Genomic DNA, 23,560 nt, shown 5'->3' with positions numbered 1-23,560 from the left:
ATGCCGCTAGAGGTTGCGCTGAAGAATAAGTACTACGAGGAGGTACGGCCCGAGCTCATCCGCCGCTTCGGCTACCAGAACATCTGGGAGGTGCCTCGGCTGGAGAAGGTGGTGATCAACCAGGGGCTGGGGGAGGCCAAGGAGGATGCCCGCCTCCTGGAGAAGGCTTCCCAGGAGCTTGCCCTCATCACTGGCCAGAAGCCGGCCATAACCCGGGCCAAGAAGTCCATCTCCAACTTCAAGCTCCGCAAGGGGATGCCCATCGGCCTCAGGGTTACCCTGCGCGGCGATCGGATGTGGATCTTCCTGGAGAAGCTCCTTTCCGTGGCCCTTCCCCGCATCCGCGACTTCCGGGGGGTGAACCCGAACAGCTTTGACGGCCGCGGCAACTACAACCTGGGATTGAGGGAGCAGCTCATCTTCCCGGAGATCACCTACGATATGGTGGACGCCCTTCGGGGAATGGACATCGCGGTGGTGACCACCGCCCGGACCGATGAGGAGGCCAGGGCCCTTTTGGAGCTTCTGGGCTTCCCCTTCCGCAAGTGAGGCGAGCATGGCGAGAAAAGCGTTGATCGAAAAGGCCAAGCGTACCCCCAAGTTCAAGGTGCGGGCCTACACCCGTTGCGTGCGCTGTGGGAGGGCCAGGAGCGTGTACCGCTACTTCGGGCTCTGCCGGATTTGCCTTAGGGAGCTGGCCCACAAGGGGCAGCTTCCCGGGGTGAAGAAGGCCAGCTGGTAGGCCGTGGCCGGTCGGGGGGGTTCCCTCGAGACCGCATGGTCCAGGAGTGAGGTAAAAGGAGAGAGGAAATGTTGACGGACCCCATTGCCGACATGCTGACCCGGATTCGGAACGCCACCCGGGTCTACAAGGAGAGCACCGAGGTACCCGCCTCCCGCTTCAAGGAGGAGATCCTCAAGATCCTGGCGCGGGAGGGCTTCATCAAGGGGTACGAGCGGGTGGAGGTGGACGGCAAGCCTGTTTTGCGCATCCACCTCAAGTATGGGCCCAGGCGCCAGGGACCTGATCCCCGGCCCGAACAGGTCATCAACCACATCCGTCGCATCAGCCGTCCTGGGCGACGGGTGTACGTGGGGGTCAAGGAGATTCCCCGGGTGCGCCGCGGCCTGGGGATTGCCATCCTGTCCACGCCCAAGGGCGTCCTTACCGACCGGGAGGCCCGGCGTCTGGGCGTGGGCGGGGAACTTATCTGCGAGGTGTGGTGATGTCTAGGATTGGCCGGCTTCCCATTCCCTTGCCCAAGGGGGTCACTGTGGAGGTGACCCCGGGGCTCGTCAAGGTGAAAGGCCCCAAGGGCGAACTTTCCGTGCCCATCTCCCCGGAGATGCGGGTGGTGGTGGACGGAGGGGTGGTGCGGGTGGAGCGGCCCTCGGATGAGCGCCGGCACAAGAGCCTGCACGGCCTCACCCGGACCCTCATCGCCAACGCCATCAAGGGGGTTTCCGAGGGGTACGTGAAGGAGCTCCTCATCAAGGGCATCGGCTACCGGGCCCGGCTTGCGGGACGGGCGGTGGAGCTCACCGTGGGCTTTAGCCACCCCGTGGTGGTGGAACCCCCGGAGGGCATCACCTTCGAGGTGCCCGAGCCCACCAAGATCCGCGTTCTGGGCATAGACAAGCAGAAGGTGGGCCAGGTGGCCGCCAACCTGCGCGCCATCAAGAAGCCCAGCGCCTACCACGAGAAGGGCATTTACTACGCGGGCGAGCCCGTCCGCCTTAAGCCCGGCAAGGCCGGGGCCAAGAAGTAGGGGGAACCATGGCACGGCTTACCGCATACGAACGCCGCAAGTTCCGGGTGCGTAACCGCATCAAGCGCACGGGCCGGCTCCGCCTGTCCGTCTTCCGGAGCCTTAACCACATCTACGCCCAGATCATCGATGACGAGAAGGGCCATACCCTGGTGGCCGAGTCCAGCCTGGCCCTGAAGCTGAAGGGCAACAAGACCGAGGTGGCCCGGCAGGTGGGGCGGGCCCTGGCGGAGAAGGCCAAGGCGTTGGGGATCACCAAGGTGGCTTTTGACCGTGGCCCCTACAAGTACCACGGCCGGGTAAAGGCTCTGGCGGAAGGGGCCAGAGAAGGGGGCCTGGAGTTCTAGGTCGCTTAGCGAGGAGGAAGCATGCCCGAGACCGACTTTGAAGAGAAGATGATCCTGGTGCGGCGCACCGCCAAGACCTACCAGGGTGGCCGCCGCTTCCGCTTCGGGGCCTTGGTGGTGGTGGGTGACCGGCAGGGCCGGGTGGGCTTGGGCCTGGGCAAGGCCAAGGAGGTGCCCCTGGCTGTGCAGAAGGCGGGGTACTACGCCCGTCGCAACATGGTGGAGGTGCCCATCCAAAACGGCACCATTCCCCACGAGATCGAGGTGGAGTACGGGGCCTCCAAGATCCTCCTGAAGCCCGCAGCCCCGGGCACGGGGGTGATTGCGGGGGCAGTGCCCCGGGCCATCCTGGAGCTGGCGGGGATCACGGATATCCTCACCAAGGAGCTGGGGAGCCGCAACCCCATCAACATCGCCTACGCCACCATGGAGGCCCTCAGGCAGCTTAAGACCAAGCAGGATGTGGAGCGCCTGCGGAAGGGTGGGGAGGAGTGATGGCCAAGCTCAAGGTTAAGTTGGTGAAGAGCCCCATCGGCTATCCCAAGGACCAAAAGGCGGCCTTGAAAGCCCTGGGGCTGACCAAGCTCCACAGGGAAAAGGTCCTCGAGGACCATCCCGCCATACTGGGCAACATCAAGAAGGTGGCCCACCTTGTGCGGGTGGAGGTGCTGGAATGAAGCTTACCGATCTAAAACCCAATCCTGGGGCCAACAAGAGGCGGAAGCGGGTGGGGCGGGGCCCTGGCTCCGGCCACGGCAAGACGGCCACCCGGGGTCACAAGGGGCAGAAGTCCCGCTCCGGTGGCCTCAAGGATCCCCGCCGCTTTGAGGGGGGGCGCTCCACCACCCTGATGCGCCTGCCCAAGCGGGGCATGCAGGGACAGGTGCCCGGGGAGATCAAGAGGCCCAAGTACCAGGGGGTGAACCTGAGGGACCTGGCCCGCTTCGACGGGGAGGTGACCCCGGAGGTGCTGGTCCAGGCTGGAATCCTGAAGAAGGGCTACCGGCTTAAGGTGCTGGGGGAAGGGGAGGCCAAGCCCCTTAGGGTGGTGGCCCACGCCTTTTCCAAGACTGCCCTGGAGAAGCTGAAGGCTGCGGGCGGCGAGGCCGTCCTCCTGGCTCCCTCGCCCGAAGGGCAAGCACCCAAGGAGGCTTAGGATGCTTAAGGCCTTCCGGAGCGCCCTGGCCATTCCCGAACTGCGCCAGCGGATCCTCTTCACCCTGCTGGTGTTGGCCGCCTACCGCCTGGGGGCCTTTATCCCCACCCCGGGGGTGGACCTGGACAAGATCCAGGAGTTCCTGCGCACCACCCAGGGAGGGGTTTTCGGCATCATCAACCTCTTTTCGGGCGGTAACTTTGAGCGCTTCTCCATCTTCGCCCTGGGAATCATGCCCTACATCACTGCCGCCATCATCATGCAGCTTTTGGTCAATGTGATTCCCACCCTGGAGAAGCTTTCCAAGGAGGGTGAGGAGGGCCGCCGCATCATCAACCAGTACACCCGCATCGGCGGCATCGCTCTGGGGGCTTTCCAGGGTTTCTTTCTGGCCACCGCCTTCCTGGGGGCGGAGGGGGGGCGTTTCCTGCTGCCCGGCTGGGCACCCGGTCCTTTCTTCTGGCTGGTGGTGGTGGTCACCCAGGTGGCGGGCATCGCCCTCCTTCTCTGGATGGCGGAGCGCATCACCGAGTACGGCATCGGCAATGGCACCAGCATGATCATCTTCTCGGGGATCGTGGTGGACTGGTTGCCACAACTTTTCCGCACCGCTGGCCTCATCCGCACCGGGGAGGTCAACCTGGTGGCCTTCCTGTTTTTCCTGGCCTTTATCGTCTTGGCCTTCGCCGGGATGGCGGCGGTGCAGCAGGCGGAAAGGCGCATTCCCGTCCAGTACGCCAGGAAGGTGGTGGGCAGGAGGGTCTACGGGGGGCAGGCCACCTACATCCCCATCAAGCTGAACGCTGCCGGCGTCATCCCCATTGTCTTCGCTGCCGCCATTTTGCAGATCCCCATCTTCCTCACCGCCCCCTTTCAGGACAACCAGGTGCTCCAGGCCATCGCCAACTTCTTCAACCCCACCCGGATCTCCGGCCTCCTCATCGAGGTGGTGCTCATCGTCCTTTTCACCTACGTCTACACCGCGGTCCAGTTCGATCCCAAGCGGATTGCGGAAAGCCTCCGGGAATACGGGGGGTTCATCCCGGGCATCCGCCCAGGCGAGCCCACGGTGAAGTTCTTGGAACACATCGTTTCCCGCCTGACCCTGTGGGGGGCCCTCTTCCTGGGCCTGGTGGCGGCGTTGCCCCAGATCATCCAGAACCTCACCGGGGTGAAGAGCATCGCCTTTTCCGGCATCGGCCTTCTCATAGTGGTGGGCGTGGCCCTGGACACCTTGCGGCAGATTGAGAGCCAGCTGATGCTGAGGAACTACGAGGGGTTCCTTTCCAAGGGCCGCATCCGCGGCCGCACGCGCTAGGAGGGAGGATGGGAGAAGCGGTGATCTTCTTAGGGCCGCCGGGGGCGGGAAAGGGCACCCAGGCGGCCAGGCTGGCGGAGGAGCTGGGCTTTAAGAAACTCTCCACCGGGGACATCCTGCGGGACCATGTGGCCCGGGGCACGCCCCTGGGGCAGCAGGTGAAACCCATCATGGACCGGGGGGACCTGGTTCCGGATGAGCTCATCCTGGCCCTTATCCGGGAGGAGCTTTCGGAGCGGGTGATCTTCGACGGCTTTCCCCGCACCCTGGCCCAGGCGGAGGCCCTGGACCACCTGCTTCAGGCTACCGGGACCCGGCTCCTTGGGGTGGTGCTGGTGGAGGTGCCGGAGGAGGAGCTCATCGCCCGGATGCTCAAGCGGGCGGAGCTCGAGGGGCGCTCGGACGACAACGAGGAGACCATCCGGCACCGGCTCCGGGTCTACCGGGAGAAAACCGAGCCCTTGGTGCAGTATTATGAAAAAACGGGTGCCTTGAGGCGGGTGGACGGCCTGGGTACACCCGATGAGGTCTACGCCCGCATCCGGGCAGCCCTGGGAATCTGATGGCCATCAAGCTGAAGAGTCCATGGGAGATTGAGCGCATGCGGGAGGCGGGGGCCCTCCTCACCGAGGTGGTGGAGGAGGTGGGCCGGCATGTGGAGCCCGGCATCACCACCAAGGAGCTGGACCGGATCGCCTACGAGGCCATAAAAAAGCGCAAGGCCAAGCCGGCCTTCCTGGGCCTTTACGGGTTTCCCGCCACCCTGTGCACCTCGGTGAACGAGGTGGTGGTCCACGGCATCCCCTCGGAGGAGCCCCTGAAGGAAGGGGATATCCTTTCCGTGGACGTGGGCCTCATCTACGGGGGGTTTGCCGCCGACATGGCCCGCACCTTTCCCGTGGGCAGGGTTTCCCCGGAGGCGGAAAGGCTCATCCAGGATACCGAGGCCGCCTTCTGGGAGGGGATGAAGTACCTTAGGCCCGGCTACCGCATCGGGGATGTGGCCCATGCGGTGCAGACGTTTCTGGAAAGCCGTGGGTATGGGGTGGTGCGGGAGTTCGTGGGGCACGGGGTGGGGCGGGAGATCCACGAGGACCCGCAGCTGCCCAACTTCGGCAAACCGGGAACGGGCCCCAAGATCCGGCCTGGCATGACCCTGGCCCTCGAGCCCATGGTCACCCTACGCCCGGCTTCTGTGGTAATATTGGAAGATGGCTGGACGGCGAGCGCCGGACCTGGCAACCTCGCCGCCCACTACGAGAACACCGTCTTGGTGACGGAGGAGGGCCCGGAGCTTCTCACCGGGGTTTCCCTGGTGCGGGCGCGGTAGGAGGGGTATGGCGAAGGAGAAGGACACCATTCGGGCGGAAGGCGTGGTTACCGAGGCTTTGCCCAACACCACGTTTCGGGTAAAGCTGGACTCGGGACCGGAGATCCTGGCCTACATCTCGGGCAAGATGCGCATGCACTACATCCGCATCCTGCCCGGGGACCGGGTGGTGGTGGAGATTACCCCCTACGACCCCACGCGGGGCCGCATCGTGTACAGGAAGTAGGAGGCGAGATGAAGGTACGGGCATCGGTTAAAAAGATGTGCGAGAAGTGCAAGGTGGTGCGCCGGCACGGCCGGGTGTACGTGATCTGCGAGAACCCCAAGCACAAGCAGCGGCAAGGGTAAGGAGGGAACGTGGCGAGGATTGCAGGTGTGGAGATTCCTAGGAACAAGCGGGTGGACGTGGCCCTCACCTACATCTACGGGGTGGGGCCGGCCCGGGCCAAGGAGGCTCTGGAGAAGACGGGCATCAATCCGGCGACCCGGGTGAAGGACCTCACCGAGGCGGAGGTGGTGCGCCTTCGGGAGTACGTGGAGAACACCTGGAAGCTGGAAGGTGAGCTCAGGGCTGAGGTGGCCGCCAACATCAAGCGCCTCATGGATATCGGCTGCTACCGGGGCCTCCGCCACCGCCGTGGATTGCCGGTGAGGGGGCAGCGCACCCGCACCAATGCCCGTACCCGCAAGGGTCCCCGCAAGACCGTGGCGGGCAAGAAGAAAGCCCCTAGGAAGTAGTTCTAGGGCCAGTGGATACTCCTAAAGCTGAGGGAGAGTATGGCCAGAAAAGCGACCAAGAAGAAAGTCAAACGACAGGTGGCCAGTGGGAAGGCGTACATCCACGCCTCCTACAACAACACCATCGTCACCATCACCGACCCGGACGGCAACCCCATCACCTGGTCCTCGGGTGGGGTCATCGGCTACAAGGGAAGCCGCAAGGGCACCCCGTATGCGGCCCAGCTGGCGGCCATGGATGCGGCCAAGAAGGCCATGGCCTATGGCATGCAGAGCGTGGACGTGATCGTGCGTGGCACCGGGGCGGGCCGGGAGCAGGCCATCAGGGCCCTCCAGGCCTCGGGCTTGCAGGTGAAGTCCATCGTGGACGACACCCCTGTGCCCCATAACGGCTGCCGGCCTAAGAAGAAGTTCCGCAAGGCTTCATAAGGAGTAGGAGAAGATGGGTCGTTACATTGGTCCAGTTTGCCGTCTTTGCCGCCGGGAAGGAGTCAAGCTCTACCTGAAGGGGGAGCGTTGCTACAGCCCCAAGTGCGCCATGGAGCGCCGCCCCTATCCTCCGGGGCAGCACGGGCAGAAGCGCACCCGCCGGCCTTCCGACTACGCGGTGCGCCTGAGGGAGAAGCAGAAGCTCCGCCGCATCTACGGGATCTCCGAAACCCAGTTCCGCAACCTCTTTGAGGAGGCCAGCCGCAAGAAGGGGGTTACGGGTACTGTCTTCCTGGGGCTTTTGGAGTCCCGCTTGGACAACGTGGTCTACCGGCTGGGCTTCGCCGCTAGCCGTCGCCAGGCGCGGCAGATGGTGCGCCACGGCCACATCACCGTGAACGGCCGCCGGGTGGACCTTCCCGCCTACCGGGTGAAGCCTGGGGATGAGATCGCCATCGCCGAGGGTAGCCGCAACCTGGCCTTCATCCGGGAGAACCTCGAGGCCATGAAGGGCCGCAAGGTGGGCCCCTGGCTCTCCTTGGATGTGGAGGGGATGAAAGGTAAGTTCCTGCGCCTGCCCGATCGGGAGGACCTGGCGCTTCCCGTGAACGAGCAGCTGGTGGTGGAGTTCTACTCCAGGTAGCCCTAAAGGGGCCCGGCTGGACCGGGCCCATGTGTTGCCGGCAAGGAGGTCTATGTTAGAGAGCAAGCTGAAAGCCCCGGTCTTCACGGTGCGCACCCAGGGGCGGGAGTACGGGGAGTTTGTCCTGGAGCCCCTGGAGCGGGGATTCGGCGTCACCCTGGGCAACCCCTTGAGGCGGATTCTCCTTTCCTCCATTCCCGGGACCGCGGTCACCAGCGTCTACATTGAGGATGTCCTTCACGAGTTCTCCACCATTCCTGGGGTCAAGGAGGACGTGGTGGAGATCATCCTGAACCTCAAGGAGCTGGTGGTGCGTTTCCTGGACCCCAAGATGCAGACCACCACCCTGGTCCTGAAGGCGGAAGGGCCCAAGGTGGTCAGGGCGGGGGATTTCGTGGTGCCCCCCGATGCGGAGATCCTGAACCCGGACCTCACCATCGCCACCTTGGACAAGGGGGGCAAGCTTTACATGGAGGTGCGGGTGGATCGGGGTGTGGGGTACGTGCCCGCCGAGCGCCACGGCATCAAGGACCGCATCAACTCCATTCCCGTGGACGCCATCTTCTCCCCCGTGCGCCGGGTGGCCTTCCAGGTGGAGGATACCCGGCTTGGCCAGCGCACCGACCTGGATAAGCTGACCCTGCGGATCTGGACGGATGGCTCCGTCACCCCCTTGGAGGCCTTGAACCAGGCGGTGGAGATCCTCAAGGAGCACCTTTCCTATTTCGCCAACCCCCAGGCCACCGCCCTGCCTGCCCCGGAGCCTGCCTCCGTGGAGCGTGCGGAAGGGGAGGAAGACCTGGACCTGCCCCTGGAGGAGCTTGGCCTTTCCACCCGCGTTCTCCACAGCCTCAAGGAGGAGGGGATCGAGTCGGTGCGGGCGCTTTTGGCCTTGAACCTCAAGGACCTTAAGAACATCCCCGGCATCGGGGAAAGGAGCCTCGAGGAGATCCGCGAGGCTTTGGCCAAAAAGGGATTCGCCCTAAAGGAGTGAGACCATGCGCCACCTGAAGTCTGGAAGAAAGCTGAACCGTCACTCTTCCCACCGCCTGGCCCTTTACCGCAACCAGGCCAAAAGCCTTCTCATCCACGGCCGCATCACCACCACCGTGCCCAAGGCCAAGGAGCTCACCGGCTTCGTGGACCACCTCATCCACCTGGCCAAGCGGGGGGACCTGCACGCCCGCCGCCTGGTGCTGAGGGACCTGCAGGACGTGAAGCTGGTGCGGAAGCTCTTCGACGAGATCGCCCCCAAGTACCAGAACCGGGCTGGGGGGTACACCCGGGTGCTCAAGCTGGCGGAACGCCGGCGGGGGGATGGGGCGCCCTTGGCCCTGGTGGAGCTGGTGGAGTAGGAGCGCCGAAAATAAGGGAAGGATGCCCCTAAGCGTCGGGCCCCGGGATGGGGTGCCGGCGCTTACGTGTTCTCTCCTCCCCGCCCCTGAAGGAGCCTGAGGAGCTGGTCTTCCAGCTCGCCGATGTAGGCGGCCAAAGTGTTCCCGTGCTTTTCCAGGGTTTCCGCCAGGCGGGCCTCGAGGGCCCGGATCTCCTCCTTCTCCGCCTCCGCCAGGCGCTTGAACTCCGCCTCCAGGTAGCCTCTAAGCTCGGTGTATCGGCTCTGCTCCGCCTCCTCGGCCAGCTTCTTGTAATGGAGAAGCTCCCGGGCGTAGCGCCGCACCTCCAAAAGGGCGGCGGTTTCCAGGCCGATGGTGAAGATGAGGTAGAGGAGGGAAACCACCCCCAGGGCCACCACCAGAACCAGGCCCAAGGGGGCTTCCACCCGGCTGAGGCCCAGGGATAGGGAGGTGGGCTTGGTGATCTCCCCCCAGTTGAGCCAGGAGAAGAGGACCAAAAGAAGGAGGACAAGGAGGGCAAAAAGGGTACGCGCGCTCATAGGTCAGCCTCCATAGGGCACTGGGGGGATTATACACTCTTCCCCATGGGCTACCTGTACCTGCTCCTGGCTGCCTTCCTTTGGGGTCTCATCGGCCCCGTAAGCCGCCTGGCCTTTGAGGAGGGGCTTACCCCCCTGGCCGTGGCCTTCTTCCGGGCAAGCGTTGCCTGGGTCTTCTTCGGCCTGCACGCCCTGCTCCTGCGCCAGGTTAGGGTGGAAAGGCGGGATGCCTTGCCCCTCCTTCTTTTCGGCCTGGTGGGGGTTTCCCTCTTCTACGGTTCCTATCAGCTGGCGGTGGTCTACGGGGGAGCGGCCTTGGCCTCCGTTCTCCTGTACACGGCCCCGGCCTGGGTGGCCCTCCTTTCCCTGGTGGTCCTGAAGGAGCCCCTGGACCGCACCGGCCTTTTGGCGGTGGCCCTGACCCTGCTGGGGGTGGGGCTTATGGGCGTGGGAGGGGGAAGCGGGGTAAGGGTCCTGTCCCTCGCCCTTTTCTTTGGGCTCCTTTCCGGCTTCACCTATGCGCTTTACTACATCTTTGGCAAGCTCTACCTTCCCCGCTACGCCACCCCCACCCTCTTCCTCTACGCCCTGCCCGTGGGGGCCTTGGGGCTTCTGCCCTGGGTGGAGTTTGCTCCCTTGAGCCTAAGGGCCATGGAAGCCTTGCTCTTTTTAGGGGTATTTTCCACATACGGGGCCTATCTGGCCTACTACGCAGGGTTGAAGCGCCTTCCCGCCACCCGGGCCAGCGTGGTGGCTACCCTCGAGCCCGTGGTGGCCAACCTGTTCGCCTTCCTCCTCTTTAGGGAGGTGCTTTCCCTCTGGGCCTACCTGGGGGCAGGCTTGGTGCTTTTGGCCGTGGTCCTCACGGTGCGGCGCTAGGGGTTAGGACAACCAGGCTTGAAGGTAGGGCTGCCAGTCCTCGGGGACCTCCTTCAGGTCGGAAAGAAAAAGGGGCGCCTTGGGCGCCCGGGGAGGCTTTAGTAGGCGCATCCCCGCCTCCTCGGGGGTGCGGTCCCCCTTCTTCAGGTTGCAGGAGCGGCAGGCGGCCACCAGGTTCTCCCAGGTGCTCCTGCCTCCCCGGCTTCTGGGAAGCACGTGGTCCACGGTGAGCTCCCCTCCCTGGCGGCCGCAGTACTGGCAGGTGTAGCGGTCCCGCCTCAGGATGTTGCGGCGGTTTAGGGGGATGCGGCTTGGCCCCCGCCGCACCAGGCGCTTCAAGCGGATGACGCTGGGGACTGGGATCCGGGTGGAGGGAGTGTGCAGGTAGCGCCCGCTTTCCGAAAGCATCTCTGCTCCGCCGGAAAGCACCAGGAGGACGCTTCGCTTGATGCTGGCGAGCCCCAGGACCTCGTAGGCGGCATTCAGCACCAGCACCCTTGGGGCATCCAGGTCCAAGGGTTTAGCAGGGACCCCACCCACGTCCTTAGGATAGCAAAAGGCCTTTCGCCTGGAGCTATGCTATGCTAAGGGCAACGACGGGTTTGGAGGCCCTTATGATGAGACCTTTTCCCAAAGCCCTTTCCCTTCTCCTCGGGCTGGGTTTGGCTTTGGCGCAGACCTCCTTGGAACGGGCGGAATCGCTGTTCAAGGCCGGGGAGTATGCCCAAGCCGTCCTGGCTTATGAGGAGGTTCTAGCCCAGGACTATGGCCGCTTTGAGGCCCACCTGGGCCTAGGGGTGAGCCTCTTCCGCCTGGGCCGCCTCGAGGAGGCCCGCTTTGCCTTTGACCAGATGGTCCGGGTTTTCCCCGACCGTTACGAGGGCCATTACAACCTGGGCCAGGTGTACCTGCGCCTGGGAAAGCCTAAGGAGGCAGCGGAGGCCTTTGCCAAGGCGGCGGAGCTTTCCCCCACGGAGGAAGCCTACCTGGGGTGGGCCAGCGCCCTTGCCGAGGCAGGCCAGGCCAAGGAGGCAGCAGAGGTTTTGCGCAAAGGGCTTACCCCAGAGCGGAGCCCCGCCTACCACCTGGCCCTGGCCCAGGCCCTTTACGCCGCAGGGGCCCGGGCCGAGGCGGTGCCGGTGCTCTATGGGCTTCTCAACCGGGAACCCAGGTCGGCCGAGGGCTGGGACCTGCTGGCCCGCATCCTGGCGGAGGAGGGCTTGAAGGAAAGGGCCCTGAGGGAGCTGGACCGGGGTCTTAAGGCGGTGGAGGGGAAGGCTAGGGCGAGACTCCTTCTGCGCAAGGCCCTTCTTTCCTCCCGCCCGGAGCCCCTGCTTAAGGAGGCCTACGCCCTGGATCCTTCCCTTTGGGAGGCCGCCTACCTCCTGGGGCAAGCCCGCCTCGAGGCGGGGGATGCCAAGGGGGCCTTGGGGTACCTGCTTTCCGCCTACCGGGCCAGCCCCGAGCCCCAGGTGGCCTTGGCCCTGGCGGCGGCCTACCTGCGGCTTAAGGACTATAAGAACGCCTACCGGTATGCGGAGGAGGCAGGACCTCCGGGGAGCTTCCTCAAGGCCCAGGCTGCCTACGCCTTGGGCCGGAAGGAGGAGGCTTTGAAGCTCCTCGAGGGGCTTACCACTCCGGAGGCCCAGGCCCTTAGGGGCACGTTGTTGCTGGAGATGGGCCGCTTGGAGGAGGCCTTGGCCCTCCTGCGCCCCCTTTACGAGTCCGGCCGCGATCCAGGGGTGGGGGTGAACCTGGCAGCAGCCTTGGTGGCCCTGGGGCGCTTCGGGGAGGCGGAACTGGTCCTCAGGGAGGTGCTGGGAAGAGCCCCCAGGCAGGCGGCAGCCTGGTACAACCTGGGTCTGGCCTTAAGGGGCCTGGGCCGGGAGGCAGAAGCCGAGCGGGCCTTGAACCAGGCGGCGGCCCTGGGCTCGAGGGAGGCGCGGGCCCTGCTTCGGAGGTAGAATGCGCTGGCTACGGGAAAACTGGCTGGACTTCCTCATTTTTCTTCTCATCGCTCTGGTGGCGGCGGGCATTGTCCTTTACCTGACCGGCATCAATCCCTTTGCCCGGCCAAGGGAGAGTGCCTCGCCCATGCCCGGGCCTTCGGTCACCTCCTCGCCCCCTCCTTCCCCGGTCCAGCCTCCCAAGGTGGAGCCTGCTCCCCAGGCACCCTCCCCTGAGGCCAAACCGGCCCCTGAACCCGTGGTCACCGTGCTCCCCCTACCCCAGGCTCCAGCGGAGTCCAAGCCAGCACCCCAGGAAAAACCCACAGCCTCGCCTGGAGGATCCCCTCCAAGCGAACCTGCTCCTTCGGCACCTGCGCCGGGGGGAACCTACCGGGTGGCGGTGGGGGCTTTTGCCAATCCGGAAAACGCGGCCAGGCTTCGTCAGGAGCTGGCCCAGAAGGGGTACCCGGCTCGCCTGGAGCCTTCGGGAAACCTGACCCGGGTGGTGGTGGGTCCTTACGCCACCGAGGCCGAGGCCAAACGGGTAGCGGAGGCCTTGGCCGCCTACGGGGCTCAGGTGTACCGCGGCCAGGGAGCGGCCCCGCCGGCCTCGGGCACCCTTTACCTCCAGGTGGGAGCTTTCCAGAAGGAGGAAAACGCCCTGGCCCTGGCCGCGAAGCTCAGGGAAGTGGGCCTGCCCGTGGTTCTGGTGAAGGATGGGGTCTACCGGGTGCGGGTGGGCCCGGTGGCCGAGGGGGAAAAGGAGGCCGTCAAGGCCAAGGTGCAGGCCTTGGGCCTCGAGGCCTTGGAGGTGCGATGAAGGTTCCCAGTGCAGCCATCAGCCGGTTGGTCACGTATCTGCGCATCCTGGAGGAGCTGGAGGCCAAGGGGGTTCACCGCACCAGCTCCGAGCAGCTGGCGGAGGAAGCCCAGGTTACGGCGTTTCAGGTGCGGAAGGACCTTTCCTACTTTGGTTCCTACGGCACCCGGGGGGTGGGCTACACGGTGCCCGTGCTCAAGCGCGAACTCCGCCACATCCTGGGCCTGAACCGAAAGTGGGGCCTGTGCATCGTGGGTATGGGCCGCTTGGGTAGCGCTTTGGCCGACTACCCTGGGTTTGGAGAAAGCTTTGAGCTACGGGGATTCTTCGACGTGGATCCCGAGAAAATCGGCCGCCGGGTGAGGGACGGGGTGGTGGAGCCTATGGATCTGCTTCCCCAAAGGGTGCCCGGCCGCATAGAGATCGCCCTCCTCACCGTGCCCCGGGAGGCGGCCCAGGAGGCAGCCGATCGCTTGGTGGCCGCGGGGATCAAGGGCATCCTGAACTTCGCTCCCACGGTGCTGGAGGTGCCTAAGGAGGTAGCGGTGGAGAACGTGGACTTCCTGGCGGGCCTGGCCCGGCTTAGCTTTGCTATACTGAATCCCAAGTGGCGCGAGGAAATGATGGGGTGAAGGGGGTGAGGTGGATGCGAAAGGGGTTTTTGCCGGTGCTGATCCTGCTCTTGGGCTTGTCCGGTTGCAGTTCCTTCTTCGAGGGGGGCCTTGTGGTGGGTGCCCCCACTGTTCAGGTGGCTCGGGAGAATTTCTCCTCGACCACTGAGCGTGACCAGAACGGCAACGTGGTGGCCTACAACTACACCTACACCCTGGTCCTCTATCCCCTGCCGGGCTCGGGCAGGGGATCTGTGGTGCTCTTGGATGGGAGCGGCAACCGCGTGGAGGCTCCGTTTACCTTTTCCGAGCCCTGCCCGGCTCAGGCCCAGTCCTGTCCCCCGGTTTCCCGAACCATAAGCAAGAGCTCTGCGTCACCCCTTACCCCCATTCAAGTAGTGAGCTATCGTACAGTTTCCCTGGGCGGCCAAGCGAAGGTGGTCCGTTTGCCGGCTCCCATAGAGGTTTACTGAGGCCCCAAGGTCTATACTAGGGGGCGTGGTGGTTCTTCCCGACCTCGAGGCCCCCCTTAACCGTTTTGAGGAGGCTCTCTCCGAGCTGATTGCCTCTGACGTCCTCTTCGTGCGCCTTATCCACCAGGACCTGGTGACGGCGGGGGGCAAGCGCATCCGCCCCCGCTTGGTCTTTTTGGCCTCGAGGGCCATCGGGGGCGCTCCCTTCGAGATGGAGCTGGCCTTGGCGGTGGAGCTTCTGCACTCCGCCACGCTTCTCCACGATGACCTCATCGACGATGCGGAAACCCGCCGGGGCAAGGAGGCGGCCTTTCGCCGGTACGGGAATGCGGTTTCCGTGTTGTCGGGGGATTTTCTCCTTTCCCGGCTTCTCCACGTGATCGCCAAAACGGGAAGAATGGAGCTGGTGGAGCGCTTCGCCCAGGTGGCCAAGACCTTGAGCGAAGGGGAGGTTTTGCAGTTCCAGGTGGCGGCCCTGGAGGACTACTCCCTGGAGAACTACGAGCGCATCATCACCGCCAAAACGGCGGTACTAATGGAACTCAGCACGGAAGGCCCCGCCCTCCTCAAGGGGGTGGATGGGGAGGTGCGGGAGGCCTTGGCCCGCTTTGGCCTTTACTATGGCCAGGCCTTCCAGATGCGGGACGATTACCTGGACCTCATGGGCACCCCTGAAGCCTTGGGCAAACCGGTGGGGGGGGATGTGCGGGAGGGAAAGGCCACGTTGATCACCCTTCTTCTCATGGAGCGCTTTCCCGAGGTGCGGGAGGTTCTGAGGCGGAAGGGAAGGCGTGAAGGGGACCTGGATCGCCTGCGCATGCTGGCTTGGGAAAGCGGGGTGGCGGAGGAGGTGGAAAGGCGTATCCGGGAGAGGGCGCTTCTGGCCGCGGCGGCCCTCAAGCCCCTTCCTCCCTCCCCCTACAAGGAGGCCCTCGAGGCCCTGGCCTTAAGGGAAGCCGAGCGTCTTTCCTGACTTCCTTGAACCTGGAGCCGGGCGGGGCAGCCGTCCCTCCCCGAGCAGGGTATAATCCCCTCCGGTGAGGCTATGGCTATTCCCGCATACAGGTCCCCGGAGGACCCAGGCCTCTGGGAGGCCTTCCTGGAGCGATTGGAAAAGACCTTAAGGGTGGCGACGATCCACCCCACCACGGTGGAGTACCTGGCTCACCCCAAGCGCCTGGTCACGGTTTCCCTGCCCGTGGTCATGGACGACGGGAAGGTGCGGGTTTTCCAGGGCTATCGGGTGGTGCACGATATCGCCCGGGGGCCCGCTAAGGGGGGGGTGAGGATCCATCCCAAGGTAACCCTGGGCCAGACGGCGGGCCTGGCCGCCTGGATGACCTTGAAGGCGGCCGTTTACGATCTGCCCTTTGGCGGGGCGGCGGGGGGGATTGCCGCCGACCCCAGGCTCCTTTCCCACAGGGAGCTTGAACGGCTGGTGCGCCGTTACACCGCCGAGCTGGTCAACCTGATCGGGCCCGACATCGACATCTTGGGCCCCGACCTGGGGACCGACCAGCAGGTGATGGCCTGGATCATGGACACCTACTCCATGACCGTGGGCTCCACGGTGGCGGGGGTGGTGACGGGCAAGCCCCATGCCCTTGGGGGGAGCGAGGGCCGGGACGATGCCGCTGGGCTTGGGGTGGCCCTGGTGCTCAAGGAGCTTGCCGAGCGCCGGGGGCTTCCCCTGGAAGGGGCCAGGGTGGCGGTGCAGGGCTTCGGCCAGGTGGGAGGCAGTTTCGCCTTGCATGCCGAAGGAATGGGCTTGAAGGTGGTGGCGGTATCCACGGCCCGGGGGGCCATGTACCAGGAAGAGGGCCTCGAGGTGGCCGAGGTCCTGCGCCACTACGAGGCCACGGGAGAGCTTCCCCGCTACGACCTCGCCCCGGAGGAGCTTTTCGCCTTGGATGTGGACTACCTGGTCCTGGCGGCCCTCGAGGGGGCCTTGAACGGGGAGATGGCCAAGGCGGTGCGGGCCAAGGTGGTGCTGGAGGCTGCCAACTTCGGCCTGACCCCCGAGGGGGAGGCCTACCTCCTGGGCAAGGGAGTCCTGGTGGTGCCGGACCTCCTCACGGGGGGCGGGGGGCTTCTGGCGGGCTATCTGGAATGGGTGCAGGACCTCAACATGTTCTTCTGGAGCGAGGAGGAAGTGCGGCAAAGCTTCGCTAAGAGCGTGGCCAAGGCGGTGGCTGAGGTGTGCGATAGGGCTGAGGTTCTTTCCACCGATTTGCGCACCGGGGCCATGGCCCTAGCCTTGGAACGGGTGAACGAGGCCACGCGGTTAAGAGGCGTCTACCCCTAAGAGGAGTGTCTATGAAGAGCGAACCCCTTTCCTACCTGGGCAAGGACGGCGGTCCTTGGGAGATCTTCGTGGAGCAGGTGGACCGGGTGGTCCCCTACCTGGGGCGGTATGCCCCTTTGGCGGAGAGCCTTAAGAGGCCCAAGCGGGTCCTGATCGTGGATGTGCCCATCCATCTGGACGACGGCACCGTGGCGTATTTTGAGGGCTACCGGGTCCACCACAACACCGCCCGGGGGCCGGCCAAGGGGGGAGTGCGCTACCACCCCGAGGTGACCCTTTCCGAGGTGATGGCCTTGGCCGCCTGGATGACCATTAAGAATGCCGCCGTGGGCCTGCCCTATGGAGGCGGCAAGGGGGGCATCCGGGTGGACCCCAAGAAGCTTTCCCCGGGGGAGCTGGAGCGCCTGACCCGCCGCTACACCTCGGAGATCGGGATCCTTTTGGGCCCGGATCGGGACATCCCTGCCCCCGATGTGAACACCGGGGAGCGGGAGATGGCCTGGATGATGGACACCTTTTCCATGAACGTGGGCCGCACGGTGCCGGGGGTGGTGACGGGGAAGCCCATTGCCCTGGGGGGTTCCTTGGGAAGGCGGGACGCCACGGGCCGCGGGGTGTTCGTCACCGCCAGGGCGGCGGCGGAGAAGATCGGTCTTCCCATAGAGGGAAGCCGGGTCATCCTCCAGGGCTTCGGCAACGTGGGGAACGCCGCTGCCCGCATCTTCCACGATCACGGGGCCCGGATCATCGCCATCCAGGACCACACGGGCACCATCTACAACGAGGCGGGGATAGATCCCTACGACCTTCTCAAGCACGTGGCGGAGTTCGGAGGGGTGCGGGGTTACCCCAAGGCCGAGCCCCTGCCCAACCCGGAGTTCTGGGCCGTGCCCGCAGAGTTTCTCATCCCTGCGGCTTTGGAAAAGCAGATCACCGAGCAAAACGCCTGGCGGATCCAGGCCAAGATCATCGCCGAGGGGGCCAACGGCCCCACCACCCCGGCCGCCGATGACATTCTCCTGGAGAAGGGTGTCCTGGTGGTGCCCGATGTCATCGCCAACGCCGGGGGCGTCACGGTGAGCTACTTTGAGTGGGTGCAGGACTTCAACTCCTACTTCTGGACGGAGGAAGAGATCAACGCACGGTTGGAGCGGGTCCTTAGGAATGCCTTTGAGGCGGTGTGGCAGGTGAGCCAGGAGAAGAAGATTCCCTTGCGCACGGCGGCCTATGTGGTGGCCGCCACCCGGGTCCTCGAGGCCAGGGCCCTCAGGGGGCTTTACCCCTAGCCTCCGTTAGGCTATTCGTGTGGACTGGCCCCGCTATGGCCGCGTTACCCTGAAGCCCTTTAGCGCGGGGCTCACTGAGGAGGAGTGGAAGGGGCTTTATGAGACCTTCCGCGACCCCGAGGTGGCGGAGTGGAACGGCTCGAGCCCCTTGCGCTCGCCTTTCTGGCTTTTCAAGCGCTTCGTCCTGGCGGAGATGCGCCGAAAGGACCGCCTGGCCTTCGTCATCCTGGACGAGAGGGGAGAGTATCTGGGCACCCTCGAGCTTTACGACCTCACCCCGGAGGAGGCCACCTTGGGCATCCTCATCGGGCGGAAGGACCGCTGGGGCCAGGGCTACGGCACGGAGGCGGTGCGGGCGGCCTTGGCCTATGCCTTCGGTCCCTTGGGGCTTACGCGGGTAAAGCTCCGCACCTTTGCCCATAACCTTAGGGCCAGGCGGGCCTTTGAGAAGGCGGGTTTCCGCCAGGTGGGCCTGGGCCCGGGGCCTAAGGGAAGGGAGGATGTGTACATGGAGGTGACCCGTGGTCAGCCGGAAGGCTAGCGTGCGCATCTTGAGCCCAAGGCTTAGGGAAGAGGTCTTCGCCCTTTTACCCGAAGAGGTGGAGGTGCATTACCTGGACGAGCCTTGGCCCAAGGCGGTGGACTTCTTCCTGCCTCCTTTCGGCCAGGAGGCAGTGGTGCGGCGGGTGCTGGAACAAGTAGAGGTCAAGGTGGTCCAGACCCTTTCCGCCGGGGTGGACTGGATCCTGCCCCTTGTGCCCGAGGGGGTGGTGCTTTGCGATGGCTCGGGCATCCACGACGTGCCCGTGGCGGAGTGGGTGGTGATGAGCCTTTTGGCCCTTCTTAAGGACCTGCCTGCCTTTTTGCAGGCCCAGGGGGAAGGGCGCTGGGCTCCCAGGGTGCTGGCCGACCTCGAGGGCAAGAAGGTGCTTCTATTGGGCTACGGTTCCATCGGGAAAGCCGTGGAGGAGAGGCTTAGGGCCTTTGGGGTGGAGGTGCTTCCCGTGGCCAGGCACGCCCGCCCTGGGGTCTACACTCCCCAGGACCTCCCGCATCTTCTGCCCCAGGCGGATGCCGTGGTGATCCTCCTCCCCCTTACCCCCGAAACCCGGGGGCTGGTGGACCGGGATTTTCTTTCCTGGATGAAGCCGGGAGCTCTTTTGGTGAATGCTGGCCGGGGGCCAGTGGTGGACACAGAAGCCCTCCTCGAGGCGCTACGGGAGGGAAAGGTTCGGGCGGCCTTGGATGTCACCGACCCTGAGCCTCTGCCTTCCGACCATCCTCTTTGGCGGGCTCCTGGAGTCCTCATCACCCCGCATGTGGCCGGGCTTTCCCAGGGTTTCCACCGCCGGGCGGCCCGGTTTTTGGCGGATCAGGTGGGGCGGTACCTCCGGGGTGAGCCCCTTAGGAACTTGGTTTTGGAGGGATACTGATGAAGGTGGTTCTTCACGGGGACCTTAGGCGGTTTGGGGAGGTCCTCGAGGTGGAGGCTAAGACGCCCAAGGAAGCCCTGGAGAAGCTGGGCATTCCCCTGGAGGAGGCCTGGCTTCTGGCGGTGGGCGGAAGGATGGTGGAGCCCCACGAGGAAGTGGAGGGCCCCCTCGAGGTCTACCCCCCCATCGCCGGGGGTGGTATACTGGAAGTCCTGCCCTAAAGGCAGGGGGCGCGAACAAGGGGGGAGCCGCCCGACGCCCACCCCGCGTAGAAAGGAGAAGGATGGAGAAGAAAGAACTCCTCTCTACGCCCGTGGTTCCCATAGACATCAAGGCCTTTGACGCTGGACCCATCCTCGAGGCCATGGGCAAGACTGCCTTCCAGGCCCGGAACCTCTACCGGGCGGCGGAGATCTACCTCAAAATGCTGGAGGACGACGCCGCCGTCATCCTTACCCTGGCGGGGAGCCTGGTTTCCGCGGGCCAGGGCCTCATCATCCACGACCTCATCCGGAAGGGCCTGGTGGACGCCATCGTGGCCACCGGGGCCAACATTGTGGACCAGGACTTCTTTGAAGCCTTGGGCCACCGCCACTACCAGGGGGACCCCAAGGCTGACGATGAAACCCTTAGGCGGCTTTGGATTGACCGCATCTACGACACCTACATCGACGAGGAGGAGCTCCGCCACACGGACTACACCATCGCCGAGATCGCCGATTCCCTGGAGCCTAGGCCCTACTCCAGCCGGGAGTTCATCTGGCACATGGGCCGCTACCTGGCGGAAAGGGGCCTGGGGGAGAAGAGCATCGTCCGGGCTGCTTACGAGGAGGGGGTGCCCATCTTCGTGCCGGCCTTCTCCGACTCCTCCGCGGGGTTCGGCCTGGTCTACCACCAGGTGAAAAACCCCAAGGCCCACGTGACCATTGACTCCGTGGCCGACTTCCGCGAGCTCACCCAGATCAAGCTCAAAGCCGGCACCACGGGCCTGGTGATGCTGGGGGGTGGGGTGCCCAAGAACTTCGCCCAGGACATTGTGGTGGCCGCGGAGGTCTTGGGCCACCAGGTGGAGATGCACAAGTACGCCATCCAGATCACCGTGGCCGACGAGCGGGATGGGGGGCTTTCCGGCTCCACCCTCTCCGAGGCCCAAAGCTGGGGCAAGGTGGACGCCGCCCTTTCCCAGATGGTCTTCGCCGAGGCCACCCTGGCCTTCCCCCTCCTGGCCTCCTACGTTTACCACCGGGCTCCCATGCGGGCCAAGCGGCGCTACGCCGACCTCTTCGCTGAGGAGGTTCCCGCCTAGCGGGCCGGGGTTCCCCCCGCTTGGGGTTATGCCCGGGCGGGGGGTTTCTGCTGGACCAACCCCCCTTCCCTTTGGTAGACTTCCGGCAAATGCCCGATGAGCTAAGGCTATACCTGAAGGAGCGGTTTGGCGTCTTGGGGCCGGTTTCCCCGGGGCGCTTTGAGGCCGAGTTGGCCAAGCGGGTGGGAAGCCCCGCCAAGCGGGAGCCCGTTCTCAAGGCCTGGCGCGCCTACCTTTCGGGGGGCGGCAGGGAGGCGGTGCGAAGTTTCTACCAGGAGATCCTCAAGGTGCCCAAGGGGGAGGCCTTGGTCTACGGCATGCACCTGCCCTTTTTGGAGTTCTACGCCCGGGAGGTGCCTTCCCGCTTGGAGGGGCGGGTTTTGGAGGTGGGGGCCTTCACCGGGGCCTTGGTGGGCTATTTGCAAAGGAAGCGGCCCGAGCTTTCCTTCCACGCCCTGGACGGGGTGGAGGAGGCCGTGGAGCTTGGGAAAAAGCGGGTGCCCGAGGTGGTCTGGCATGCGGCCTGGGCGGAGGAGGCGGAGCTTCCTCCCTTTGACACCCTGCTTCTCCTTTCCGTGTTCCCCGAGGGCTTTGTGGACCAGGAGCTGGAAAGCCGCCTCGAGGCCCCTTCCTTCTGGAAGCGCTTCGGTTTCTTTGATCGCCTTCCCCTTCTGGCCCGGCTTTTGAAGCCCGGTGGGCTTTTGATCTACGGCCACGGACCCTTCCTGGGCAAAAGCCCGGAAGGGGTGGAGGAAGGCCTAAAGCACCTGGGGTTTGACCAGGTGGAGCGGGTGGGGGAAGGGGAGTACTTTCTGGTGCTGGCGAGAAGGCCCGAGGCACTGGAGGTTAAAGAGGAGGCCTGGTCCCTGGCGGTGGACGAGGAAGCTTCCCTGGACCTCGAGGAGGCACCCCTGCAGGTTCCCGTTCTGGTTCAGGGGGATCTTTCCGAGGTGCGGGAGCTTCTGGCCGCAGGGCGGTATGCGGAGGTGCTGGCCCATCTGCCCGAGGGAGTGGAAGGGGAGGCGGCCTGCCTGAGGGGGCGGGCCCTTTTCGCCCTTTCCCGCTATGCCGAGGCGGAGGAGGTCTTAAGGCGGGCCCTTTCCGAGGAGGCGGAGGACCTGAGGGCCATGGTGCTGGTGGAGCTCGGGGAGTACGAGCGGGCCAGGCCGCGCCTCGAGGCCCTGGCCGGGAGGGGAGGAAGGTACCGGATCTACCTGGGCCGGGTCTACCTGAGCCTGGGGCGGTATGCGGACGCCCTCAGGCAGTTTGTGGAATCGGGCCTGCCCGAGGCGGAAGGGTACGTGCGGGAGGCCCTGGAGCGGATCACCGAGCGCATGCGCCGCTTCGCCCGGGAAGGGGAGTGGGCGGAGGTAAGCCGCCGGGCGGAGTTTGTAGAGGATCTTTCCCCAACCCTCCTGACCCGGGAGATGCTCCGGCTTGGCTTAAAGGCCGCCCTGATCCAGGGGCTTTTTGCCCGGGCGGAGCGGTATGCCAGGAGGCTTGCGGATCTGGACGAGGCCGAGGGCTTCTTGGGGCTCGCCCTGGTGGCCCTAAGGGTGCGCTCCCCTCTGGAGGTGCGGCCTCTAGAGGATTTAAAGCCGGTGGAGCCCTACCTCACCGAGGCCTTGGCCCGGGCGGAGATCCCCGAGGCCTTGCTGCTTCTTGGGATGCTCCGGGAACGGGAGGGGCGCCACCTGGAGGCCCTGCGCCTTTTGGAGCGGGCGGCGGAGCGGGGAACAGGGGAGGTGGCGGGCCTGGCCTACCACCACCTGGCCCAGGTGAAGAGGGCCCTCAGGCGGCCCCTTAAGGAGATCCTGGGGGACCACAAGCGGGCCCACGCCTTGAGGGCCTACCCCGCCCCCTACCTTTTCCAGCTGGCCCAGGAGGCCCTGAAGGGGGGAGAGGAGGTCTTGGCCAGGGAGCTTCTCTCCCGGGCCCGGGATGCCGGGCTTTCCGAGGTGGCCGAGGAGGACCTCATGGGGCTCCTTGCCCTTCTGGAGAGGCTGGAGGGTCCCTGGGCTGCCTTTAGCCTTCTCTACCAGGCCCTGGGCCGCACGCCCAAGCCCCCCCTGGAGCTTCTGGCCCTGGCCTACCGGCTTTCCCGTGGTTTCCGGGAAAGCCCCGAGGCCTCGGAGGTGCGGGGGCAGTACCTGGCAGCCCTGTATGCCGAGGGGCGGGGGGAGGAGGTGGAAAGGCTCTTGCTGGAGGAACTGAAGGCTGACCCCCAGGCCCTGGAGGTGCTCTTTGACCTGGCGGAGCACTACGAGGCCCAGGGCAACTGGCGGAAGGCGGCGGAGCACTGGCAGAAAGCCTTGGAGGTAGCCCTCTACCGGGAAAAGGACCTGGACCTTTCCCGGGAGGTCCTGAGAAACCTCCTGTTCCTCAGGCCTCACGACGAGAGCCTTACCCTTTACCTGGAGGAGCTTAAGGCGGTGAGCCGGGGCCTGGAGGCCTTGGGGGAAAGCCCAAAGGCCCTGCCCGAGACCAAGGAGGAGCTCCTGCAGGAGGGCCTGCCCCAGTTCCACGGGGAGCACCTTCTGGTGGTGGGCGGGCACACCCAGCTCAGGAGCCGGCTGGTTCCCCTCCTCGAGGCCCGGGGCCTTAAGGTGGACTGGTTTGATGCGGACACCGCCGGCGTGGGCAAGGAGGCCCTGAGGCGTATCCAGAACCGCCTGGAGAAGGCCCATGGCCTCATGGTGGTTTCCAGCTATGTGGGCCATGACTTCTCCGAGCCCGTGCGCCTCGAGGCGGAGCGCCTGGGGGTTCCGGTCTACGTGATCCCGGGGCGGGCCCGGGGGGCCACGGGGTTTTTAAGAGCCCTCAAGGCCTTCGCCCCCGAGCTCTTCAAACGGGCCCTCAAGGGGGTACAGTAGG

At 65.3% G+C, this 23,560-nt stretch carries 33 protein-coding genes; 31 read left to right on the top strand and 2 right to left on the bottom strand.

What is annotated here, in order from left to right; all coding sequences use genetic code 11:
• From rplE to rplQ, 18 genes are all read left to right on the top strand, one after another.
• A complete protein-coding gene (gene rplE, locus TNMX_RS04900; protein ID WP_038030053.1) occupies nt 1–549 on the top strand; it encodes a 50S ribosomal protein L5 in 549 nt (182 codons plus the stop codon).
• Between the two features lie 7 nt (nt 550–556).
• A complete protein-coding gene (locus tag TNMX_RS04895) occupies nt 557–742 on the top strand; it encodes a type Z 30S ribosomal protein S14 (protein ID WP_003043922.1) in 186 nt (61 codons plus the stop codon).
• 68 nt (nt 743–810) lie between these two features.
• Nucleotides 811–1,227, top strand: coding sequence for a 30S ribosomal protein S8 (gene rpsH / locus TNMX_RS04890; RefSeq protein WP_015718096.1), 417 nt, complete (start codon nt 811–813; stop codon nt 1,225–1,227).
• Nucleotides 1,227–1,769, top strand: a complete 543-nt coding sequence (gene rplF, locus TNMX_RS04885; protein WP_038030051.1) for a 50S ribosomal protein L6 — start codon at nt 1,227–1,229, stop codon at nt 1,767–1,769. Before rpsH ends, rplF begins: the two co-directional genes overlap by 1 nt.
• An 8-nt stretch (nt 1,770–1,777) precedes the next feature.
• Nucleotides 1,778–2,116 carry a 50S ribosomal protein L18 gene (gene rplR, locus TNMX_RS04880; RefSeq protein WP_015718094.1) on the top strand — a complete coding sequence of 113 codons (339 nt, stop codon included), beginning with the start codon at nt 1,778–1,780 and terminating at the stop codon, nt 2,114–2,116.
• A gap of 21 nt (nt 2,117–2,137) precedes the next feature.
• On the top strand, nt 2,138–2,611 hold the full coding sequence (gene rpsE, locus TNMX_RS04875; RefSeq protein WP_015718093.1) for a 30S ribosomal protein S5: 474 nt from the start codon (nt 2,138–2,140) through the stop codon (nt 2,609–2,611).
• Nucleotides 2,611–2,793, top strand: a complete 183-nt coding sequence (rpmD, locus tag TNMX_RS04870) for a 50S ribosomal protein L30 (protein WP_015718092.1) — start codon at nt 2,611–2,613, stop codon at nt 2,791–2,793. Before rpsE ends, rpmD begins: the two co-directional genes overlap by 1 nt.
• Nucleotides 2,790–3,272, top strand: a complete 483-nt coding sequence (rplO, locus tag TNMX_RS04865; RefSeq protein ID WP_015718091.1) for a 50S ribosomal protein L15 — start codon at nt 2,790–2,792, stop codon at nt 3,270–3,272. Before rpmD ends, rplO begins: the two co-directional genes overlap by 4 nt.
• A gap of 1 nt (nt 3,273) precedes the next feature.
• Nucleotides 3,274–4,590, top strand: coding sequence for a preprotein translocase subunit SecY (gene secY, locus TNMX_RS04860; protein WP_038030049.1), 1,317 nt, complete (start codon nt 3,274–3,276; stop codon nt 4,588–4,590).
• A gap of 8 nt (nt 4,591–4,598) precedes the next feature.
• Nucleotides 4,599–5,153, top strand: coding sequence for an adenylate kinase (locus TNMX_RS04855; RefSeq protein ID WP_038030047.1), 555 nt, complete (start codon nt 4,599–4,601; stop codon nt 5,151–5,153).
• Complete coding sequence (map, locus tag TNMX_RS04850) at nt 5,153–5,920, top strand: type I methionyl aminopeptidase (protein WP_038030045.1); 768 nt, start codon at nt 5,153–5,155, stop codon at nt 5,918–5,920. The genes TNMX_RS04855 and map overlap by 1 nt, the downstream gene beginning before the upstream one ends.
• Nucleotides 5,921–5,927: 7 nt before the next feature.
• Nucleotides 5,928–6,146, top strand: a complete 219-nt coding sequence (infA, locus tag TNMX_RS04845; protein WP_003043942.1) for a translation initiation factor IF-1 — start codon at nt 5,928–5,930, stop codon at nt 6,144–6,146.
• Nucleotides 6,147–6,154: 8 nt separating this feature from the next.
• Complete coding sequence (gene rpmJ / locus TNMX_RS04840) at nt 6,155–6,268, top strand: 50S ribosomal protein L36 (RefSeq protein ID WP_014514895.1); 114 nt, start codon at nt 6,155–6,157, stop codon at nt 6,266–6,268.
• 9 nt (nt 6,269–6,277) lie between these two features.
• Nucleotides 6,278–6,658, top strand: a complete 381-nt coding sequence (gene rpsM / locus TNMX_RS04835) for a 30S ribosomal protein S13 (protein ID WP_015718087.1) — start codon at nt 6,278–6,280, stop codon at nt 6,656–6,658.
• A 39-nt stretch (nt 6,659–6,697) separates the two neighbouring features.
• The gene (gene rpsK, locus TNMX_RS04830; RefSeq protein ID WP_015718086.1) at nt 6,698–7,087 is read left to right on the top strand and encodes a 30S ribosomal protein S11; all 390 of its coding nucleotides are present in this window, start codon (nt 6,698–6,700) and stop codon (nt 7,085–7,087) included.
• Nucleotides 7,088–7,100: 13 nt separating this feature from the next.
• A complete protein-coding gene (gene rpsD / locus TNMX_RS04825; RefSeq protein ID WP_015718085.1) occupies nt 7,101–7,730 on the top strand; it encodes a 30S ribosomal protein S4 in 630 nt (209 codons plus the stop codon).
• 52 nt (nt 7,731–7,782) lie between these two features.
• A complete protein-coding gene (locus tag TNMX_RS04820) occupies nt 7,783–8,724 on the top strand; it encodes a DNA-directed RNA polymerase subunit alpha (RefSeq protein ID WP_015718084.1) in 942 nt (313 codons plus the stop codon).
• Between the two features lie 4 nt (nt 8,725–8,728).
• A complete protein-coding gene (gene rplQ / locus TNMX_RS04815; RefSeq protein WP_015718083.1) occupies nt 8,729–9,085 on the top strand; it encodes a 50S ribosomal protein L17 in 357 nt (118 codons plus the stop codon).
• Nucleotides 9,086–9,147: 62 nt separating this feature from the next.
• Here rplQ and TNMX_RS04810 read toward each other — a convergent pair whose 3' ends face one another.
• Nucleotides 9,148–9,624: a hypothetical protein gene (locus tag TNMX_RS04810; protein ID WP_038030040.1), complete on the bottom strand. Its 477-nt coding sequence runs from the start codon at nt 9,622–9,624 to the stop codon at nt 9,148–9,150.
• A gap of 45 nt (nt 9,625–9,669) precedes the next feature.
• Between TNMX_RS04810 and TNMX_RS04805 the strand changes: the two genes are divergently transcribed.
• A complete protein-coding gene (locus TNMX_RS04805; RefSeq protein ID WP_019550481.1) occupies nt 9,670–10,503 on the top strand; it encodes a DMT family transporter in 834 nt (277 codons plus the stop codon).
• 3 nt (nt 10,504–10,506) lie between these two features.
• Here the strand turns inward: TNMX_RS04805 and TNMX_RS04800 are convergent, their stop codons facing one another.
• Nucleotides 10,507–11,019, bottom strand: a complete 513-nt coding sequence (locus TNMX_RS04800; RefSeq protein ID WP_026329021.1) for an HNH endonuclease — start codon at nt 11,017–11,019, stop codon at nt 10,507–10,509.
• Nucleotides 11,020–11,117: 98 nt separating this feature from the next.
• Here TNMX_RS04800 and TNMX_RS04795 point away from each other — a divergent pair, with 98 nt between their 5' ends.
• The 12 genes from TNMX_RS04795 to TNMX_RS04740 all read left to right on the top strand — a co-directional run bounded on the left by TNMX_RS04795 (nt 11,118) and on the right by TNMX_RS04740 (nt 23,559).
• Nucleotides 11,118–12,467, top strand: a complete 1,350-nt coding sequence (locus TNMX_RS04795; protein WP_371180288.1) for a tetratricopeptide repeat protein — start codon at nt 11,118–11,120, stop codon at nt 12,465–12,467.
• Between the two features lies 1 nt (nt 12,468).
• Nucleotides 12,469–13,272, top strand: coding sequence for an SPOR domain-containing protein (locus tag TNMX_RS04790; protein ID WP_038030039.1), 804 nt, complete (start codon nt 12,469–12,471; stop codon nt 13,270–13,272).
• A complete protein-coding gene (locus TNMX_RS04785; RefSeq protein WP_015718077.1) occupies nt 13,269–13,904 on the top strand; it encodes a redox-sensing transcriptional repressor Rex in 636 nt (211 codons plus the stop codon). Before TNMX_RS04790 ends, TNMX_RS04785 begins: the two co-directional genes overlap by 4 nt.
• Nucleotides 13,880–14,356 carry a hypothetical protein gene (locus TNMX_RS04780; RefSeq protein WP_252829444.1) on the top strand — a complete coding sequence of 159 codons (477 nt, stop codon included), beginning with the start codon at nt 13,880–13,882 and terminating at the stop codon, nt 14,354–14,356. Before TNMX_RS04785 ends, TNMX_RS04780 begins: the two co-directional genes overlap by 25 nt.
• Before the next feature lie 28 nt (nt 14,357–14,384).
• On the top strand, nt 14,385–15,329 hold the full coding sequence (locus tag TNMX_RS04775; protein ID WP_015718074.1) for a polyprenyl synthetase family protein: 945 nt from the start codon (nt 14,385–14,387) through the stop codon (nt 15,327–15,329).
• 72 nt (nt 15,330–15,401) lie between these two features.
• Nucleotides 15,402–16,661, top strand: coding sequence for a Glu/Leu/Phe/Val dehydrogenase (locus TNMX_RS04770; RefSeq protein WP_038030038.1), 1,260 nt, complete (start codon nt 15,402–15,404; stop codon nt 16,659–16,661).
• Between the two features lie 11 nt (nt 16,662–16,672).
• On the top strand, nt 16,673–17,947 hold the full coding sequence (locus TNMX_RS04765) for a Glu/Leu/Phe/Val dehydrogenase (protein WP_015718072.1): 1,275 nt from the start codon (nt 16,673–16,675) through the stop codon (nt 17,945–17,947).
• A gap of 19 nt (nt 17,948–17,966) precedes the next feature.
• The gene (locus TNMX_RS04760) at nt 17,967–18,488 is read left to right on the top strand and encodes a GNAT family N-acetyltransferase (protein WP_015718071.1); all 522 of its coding nucleotides are present in this window, start codon (nt 17,967–17,969) and stop codon (nt 18,486–18,488) included.
• Nucleotide 18,489: 1 nt separating this feature from the next.
• On the top strand, nt 18,490–19,380 hold the full coding sequence (locus tag TNMX_RS04755) for a 2-hydroxyacid dehydrogenase (RefSeq protein ID WP_015718070.1): 891 nt from the start codon (nt 18,490–18,492) through the stop codon (nt 19,378–19,380).
• Nucleotides 19,380–19,601 carry a hypothetical protein gene (locus tag TNMX_RS04750; protein ID WP_015718069.1) on the top strand — a complete coding sequence of 74 codons (222 nt, stop codon included), beginning with the start codon at nt 19,380–19,382 and terminating at the stop codon, nt 19,599–19,601. Before TNMX_RS04755 ends, TNMX_RS04750 begins: the two co-directional genes overlap by 1 nt.
• Nucleotides 19,602–19,663: 62 nt before the next feature.
• Nucleotides 19,664–20,686, top strand: a complete 1,023-nt coding sequence (locus tag TNMX_RS04745) for a deoxyhypusine synthase (protein WP_015718068.1) — start codon at nt 19,664–19,666, stop codon at nt 20,684–20,686.
• Nucleotides 20,687–20,775: 89 nt separating this feature from the next.
• Complete coding sequence (locus TNMX_RS04740; RefSeq protein WP_038030059.1) at nt 20,776–23,559, top strand: tetratricopeptide repeat protein; 2,784 nt, start codon at nt 20,776–20,778, stop codon at nt 23,557–23,559.
• Nucleotide 23,560: the final 1 nt, after the last annotated feature.

The organism is Thermus sp. NMX2.A1 (assembly GCF_000511705.1).
GTDB classification, from domain to species: Bacteria; Deinococcota; Deinococci; order Deinococcales; family Thermaceae; genus Thermus; species Thermus scotoductus.
This window is presented reverse-complemented; position numbering and strand designations above follow the sequence as displayed.

Coding starts and splice junctions, on each gene's coding strand:
- rpsK (WP_015718086.1), top strand. CDS start 6,698: ATGGCCAGAAAAGCGACCAAGAAGAAAGTCAAACGACAGGTGGCCAGT.
- TNMX_RS04740 (WP_038030059.1), top strand. CDS start 20,776: ATGCCCGATGAGCTAAGGCTATACCTGAAGGAGCGGTTTGGCGTCTTG.
- TNMX_RS04855 (WP_038030047.1), top strand. CDS start 4,599: ATGGGAGAAGCGGTGATCTTCTTAGGGCCGCCGGGGGCGGGAAAGGGC.
- TNMX_RS04805 (WP_019550481.1), top strand. CDS start 9,670: ATGGGCTACCTGTACCTGCTCCTGGCTGCCTTCCTTTGGGGTCTCATC.
- rplO (WP_015718091.1), top strand. CDS start 2,790: ATGAAGCTTACCGATCTAAAACCCAATCCTGGGGCCAACAAGAGGCGG.
- TNMX_RS04770 (WP_038030038.1), top strand. CDS start 15,402: ATGGCTATTCCCGCATACAGGTCCCCGGAGGACCCAGGCCTCTGGGAG.
- TNMX_RS04795 (WP_371180288.1), top strand. CDS start 11,118: ATGATGAGACCTTTTCCCAAAGCCCTTTCCCTTCTCCTCGGGCTGGGT.
- secY (WP_038030049.1), top strand. CDS start 3,274: ATGCTTAAGGCCTTCCGGAGCGCCCTGGCCATTCCCGAACTGCGCCAG.
- infA (WP_003043942.1), top strand. CDS start 5,928: ATGGCGAAGGAGAAGGACACCATTCGGGCGGAAGGCGTGGTTACCGAG.
- TNMX_RS04785 (WP_015718077.1), top strand. CDS start 13,269: ATGAAGGTTCCCAGTGCAGCCATCAGCCGGTTGGTCACGTATCTGCGC.
- rpsH (WP_015718096.1), top strand. CDS start 811: ATGTTGACGGACCCCATTGCCGACATGCTGACCCGGATTCGGAACGCC.
- rpmJ (WP_014514895.1), top strand. CDS start 6,155: ATGAAGGTACGGGCATCGGTTAAAAAGATGTGCGAGAAGTGCAAGGTG.
- rplE (WP_038030053.1), top strand. CDS start 1: ATGCCGCTAGAGGTTGCGCTGAAGAATAAGTACTACGAGGAGGTACGG.
- rpmD (WP_015718092.1), top strand. CDS start 2,611: ATGGCCAAGCTCAAGGTTAAGTTGGTGAAGAGCCCCATCGGCTATCCC.
- rpsE (WP_015718093.1), top strand. CDS start 2,138: ATGCCCGAGACCGACTTTGAAGAGAAGATGATCCTGGTGCGGCGCACC.
- TNMX_RS04745 (WP_015718068.1), top strand. CDS start 19,664: ATGGAGAAGAAAGAACTCCTCTCTACGCCCGTGGTTCCCATAGACATC.
- TNMX_RS04820 (WP_015718084.1), top strand. CDS start 7,783: ATGTTAGAGAGCAAGCTGAAAGCCCCGGTCTTCACGGTGCGCACCCAG.
- TNMX_RS04895 (WP_003043922.1), top strand. CDS start 557: ATGGCGAGAAAAGCGTTGATCGAAAAGGCCAAGCGTACCCCCAAGTTC.
- rplR (WP_015718094.1), top strand. CDS start 1,778: ATGGCACGGCTTACCGCATACGAACGCCGCAAGTTCCGGGTGCGTAAC.
- TNMX_RS04790 (WP_038030039.1), top strand. CDS start 12,469: ATGCGCTGGCTACGGGAAAACTGGCTGGACTTCCTCATTTTTCTTCTC.
- TNMX_RS04750 (WP_015718069.1), top strand. CDS start 19,380: ATGAAGGTGGTTCTTCACGGGGACCTTAGGCGGTTTGGGGAGGTCCTC.
- rpsD (WP_015718085.1), top strand. CDS start 7,101: ATGGGTCGTTACATTGGTCCAGTTTGCCGTCTTTGCCGCCGGGAAGGA.
- TNMX_RS04810 (WP_038030040.1), bottom strand. CDS start 9,624: ATGAGCGCGCGTACCCTTTTTGCCCTCCTTGTCCTCCTTCTTTTGGTC.
- rplF (WP_038030051.1), top strand. CDS start 1,227: ATGTCTAGGATTGGCCGGCTTCCCATTCCCTTGCCCAAGGGGGTCACT.
- TNMX_RS04765 (WP_015718072.1), top strand. CDS start 16,673: ATGAAGAGCGAACCCCTTTCCTACCTGGGCAAGGACGGCGGTCCTTGG.
- rplQ (WP_015718083.1), top strand. CDS start 8,729: ATGCGCCACCTGAAGTCTGGAAGAAAGCTGAACCGTCACTCTTCCCAC.
- map (WP_038030045.1), top strand. CDS start 5,153: ATGGCCATCAAGCTGAAGAGTCCATGGGAGATTGAGCGCATGCGGGAG.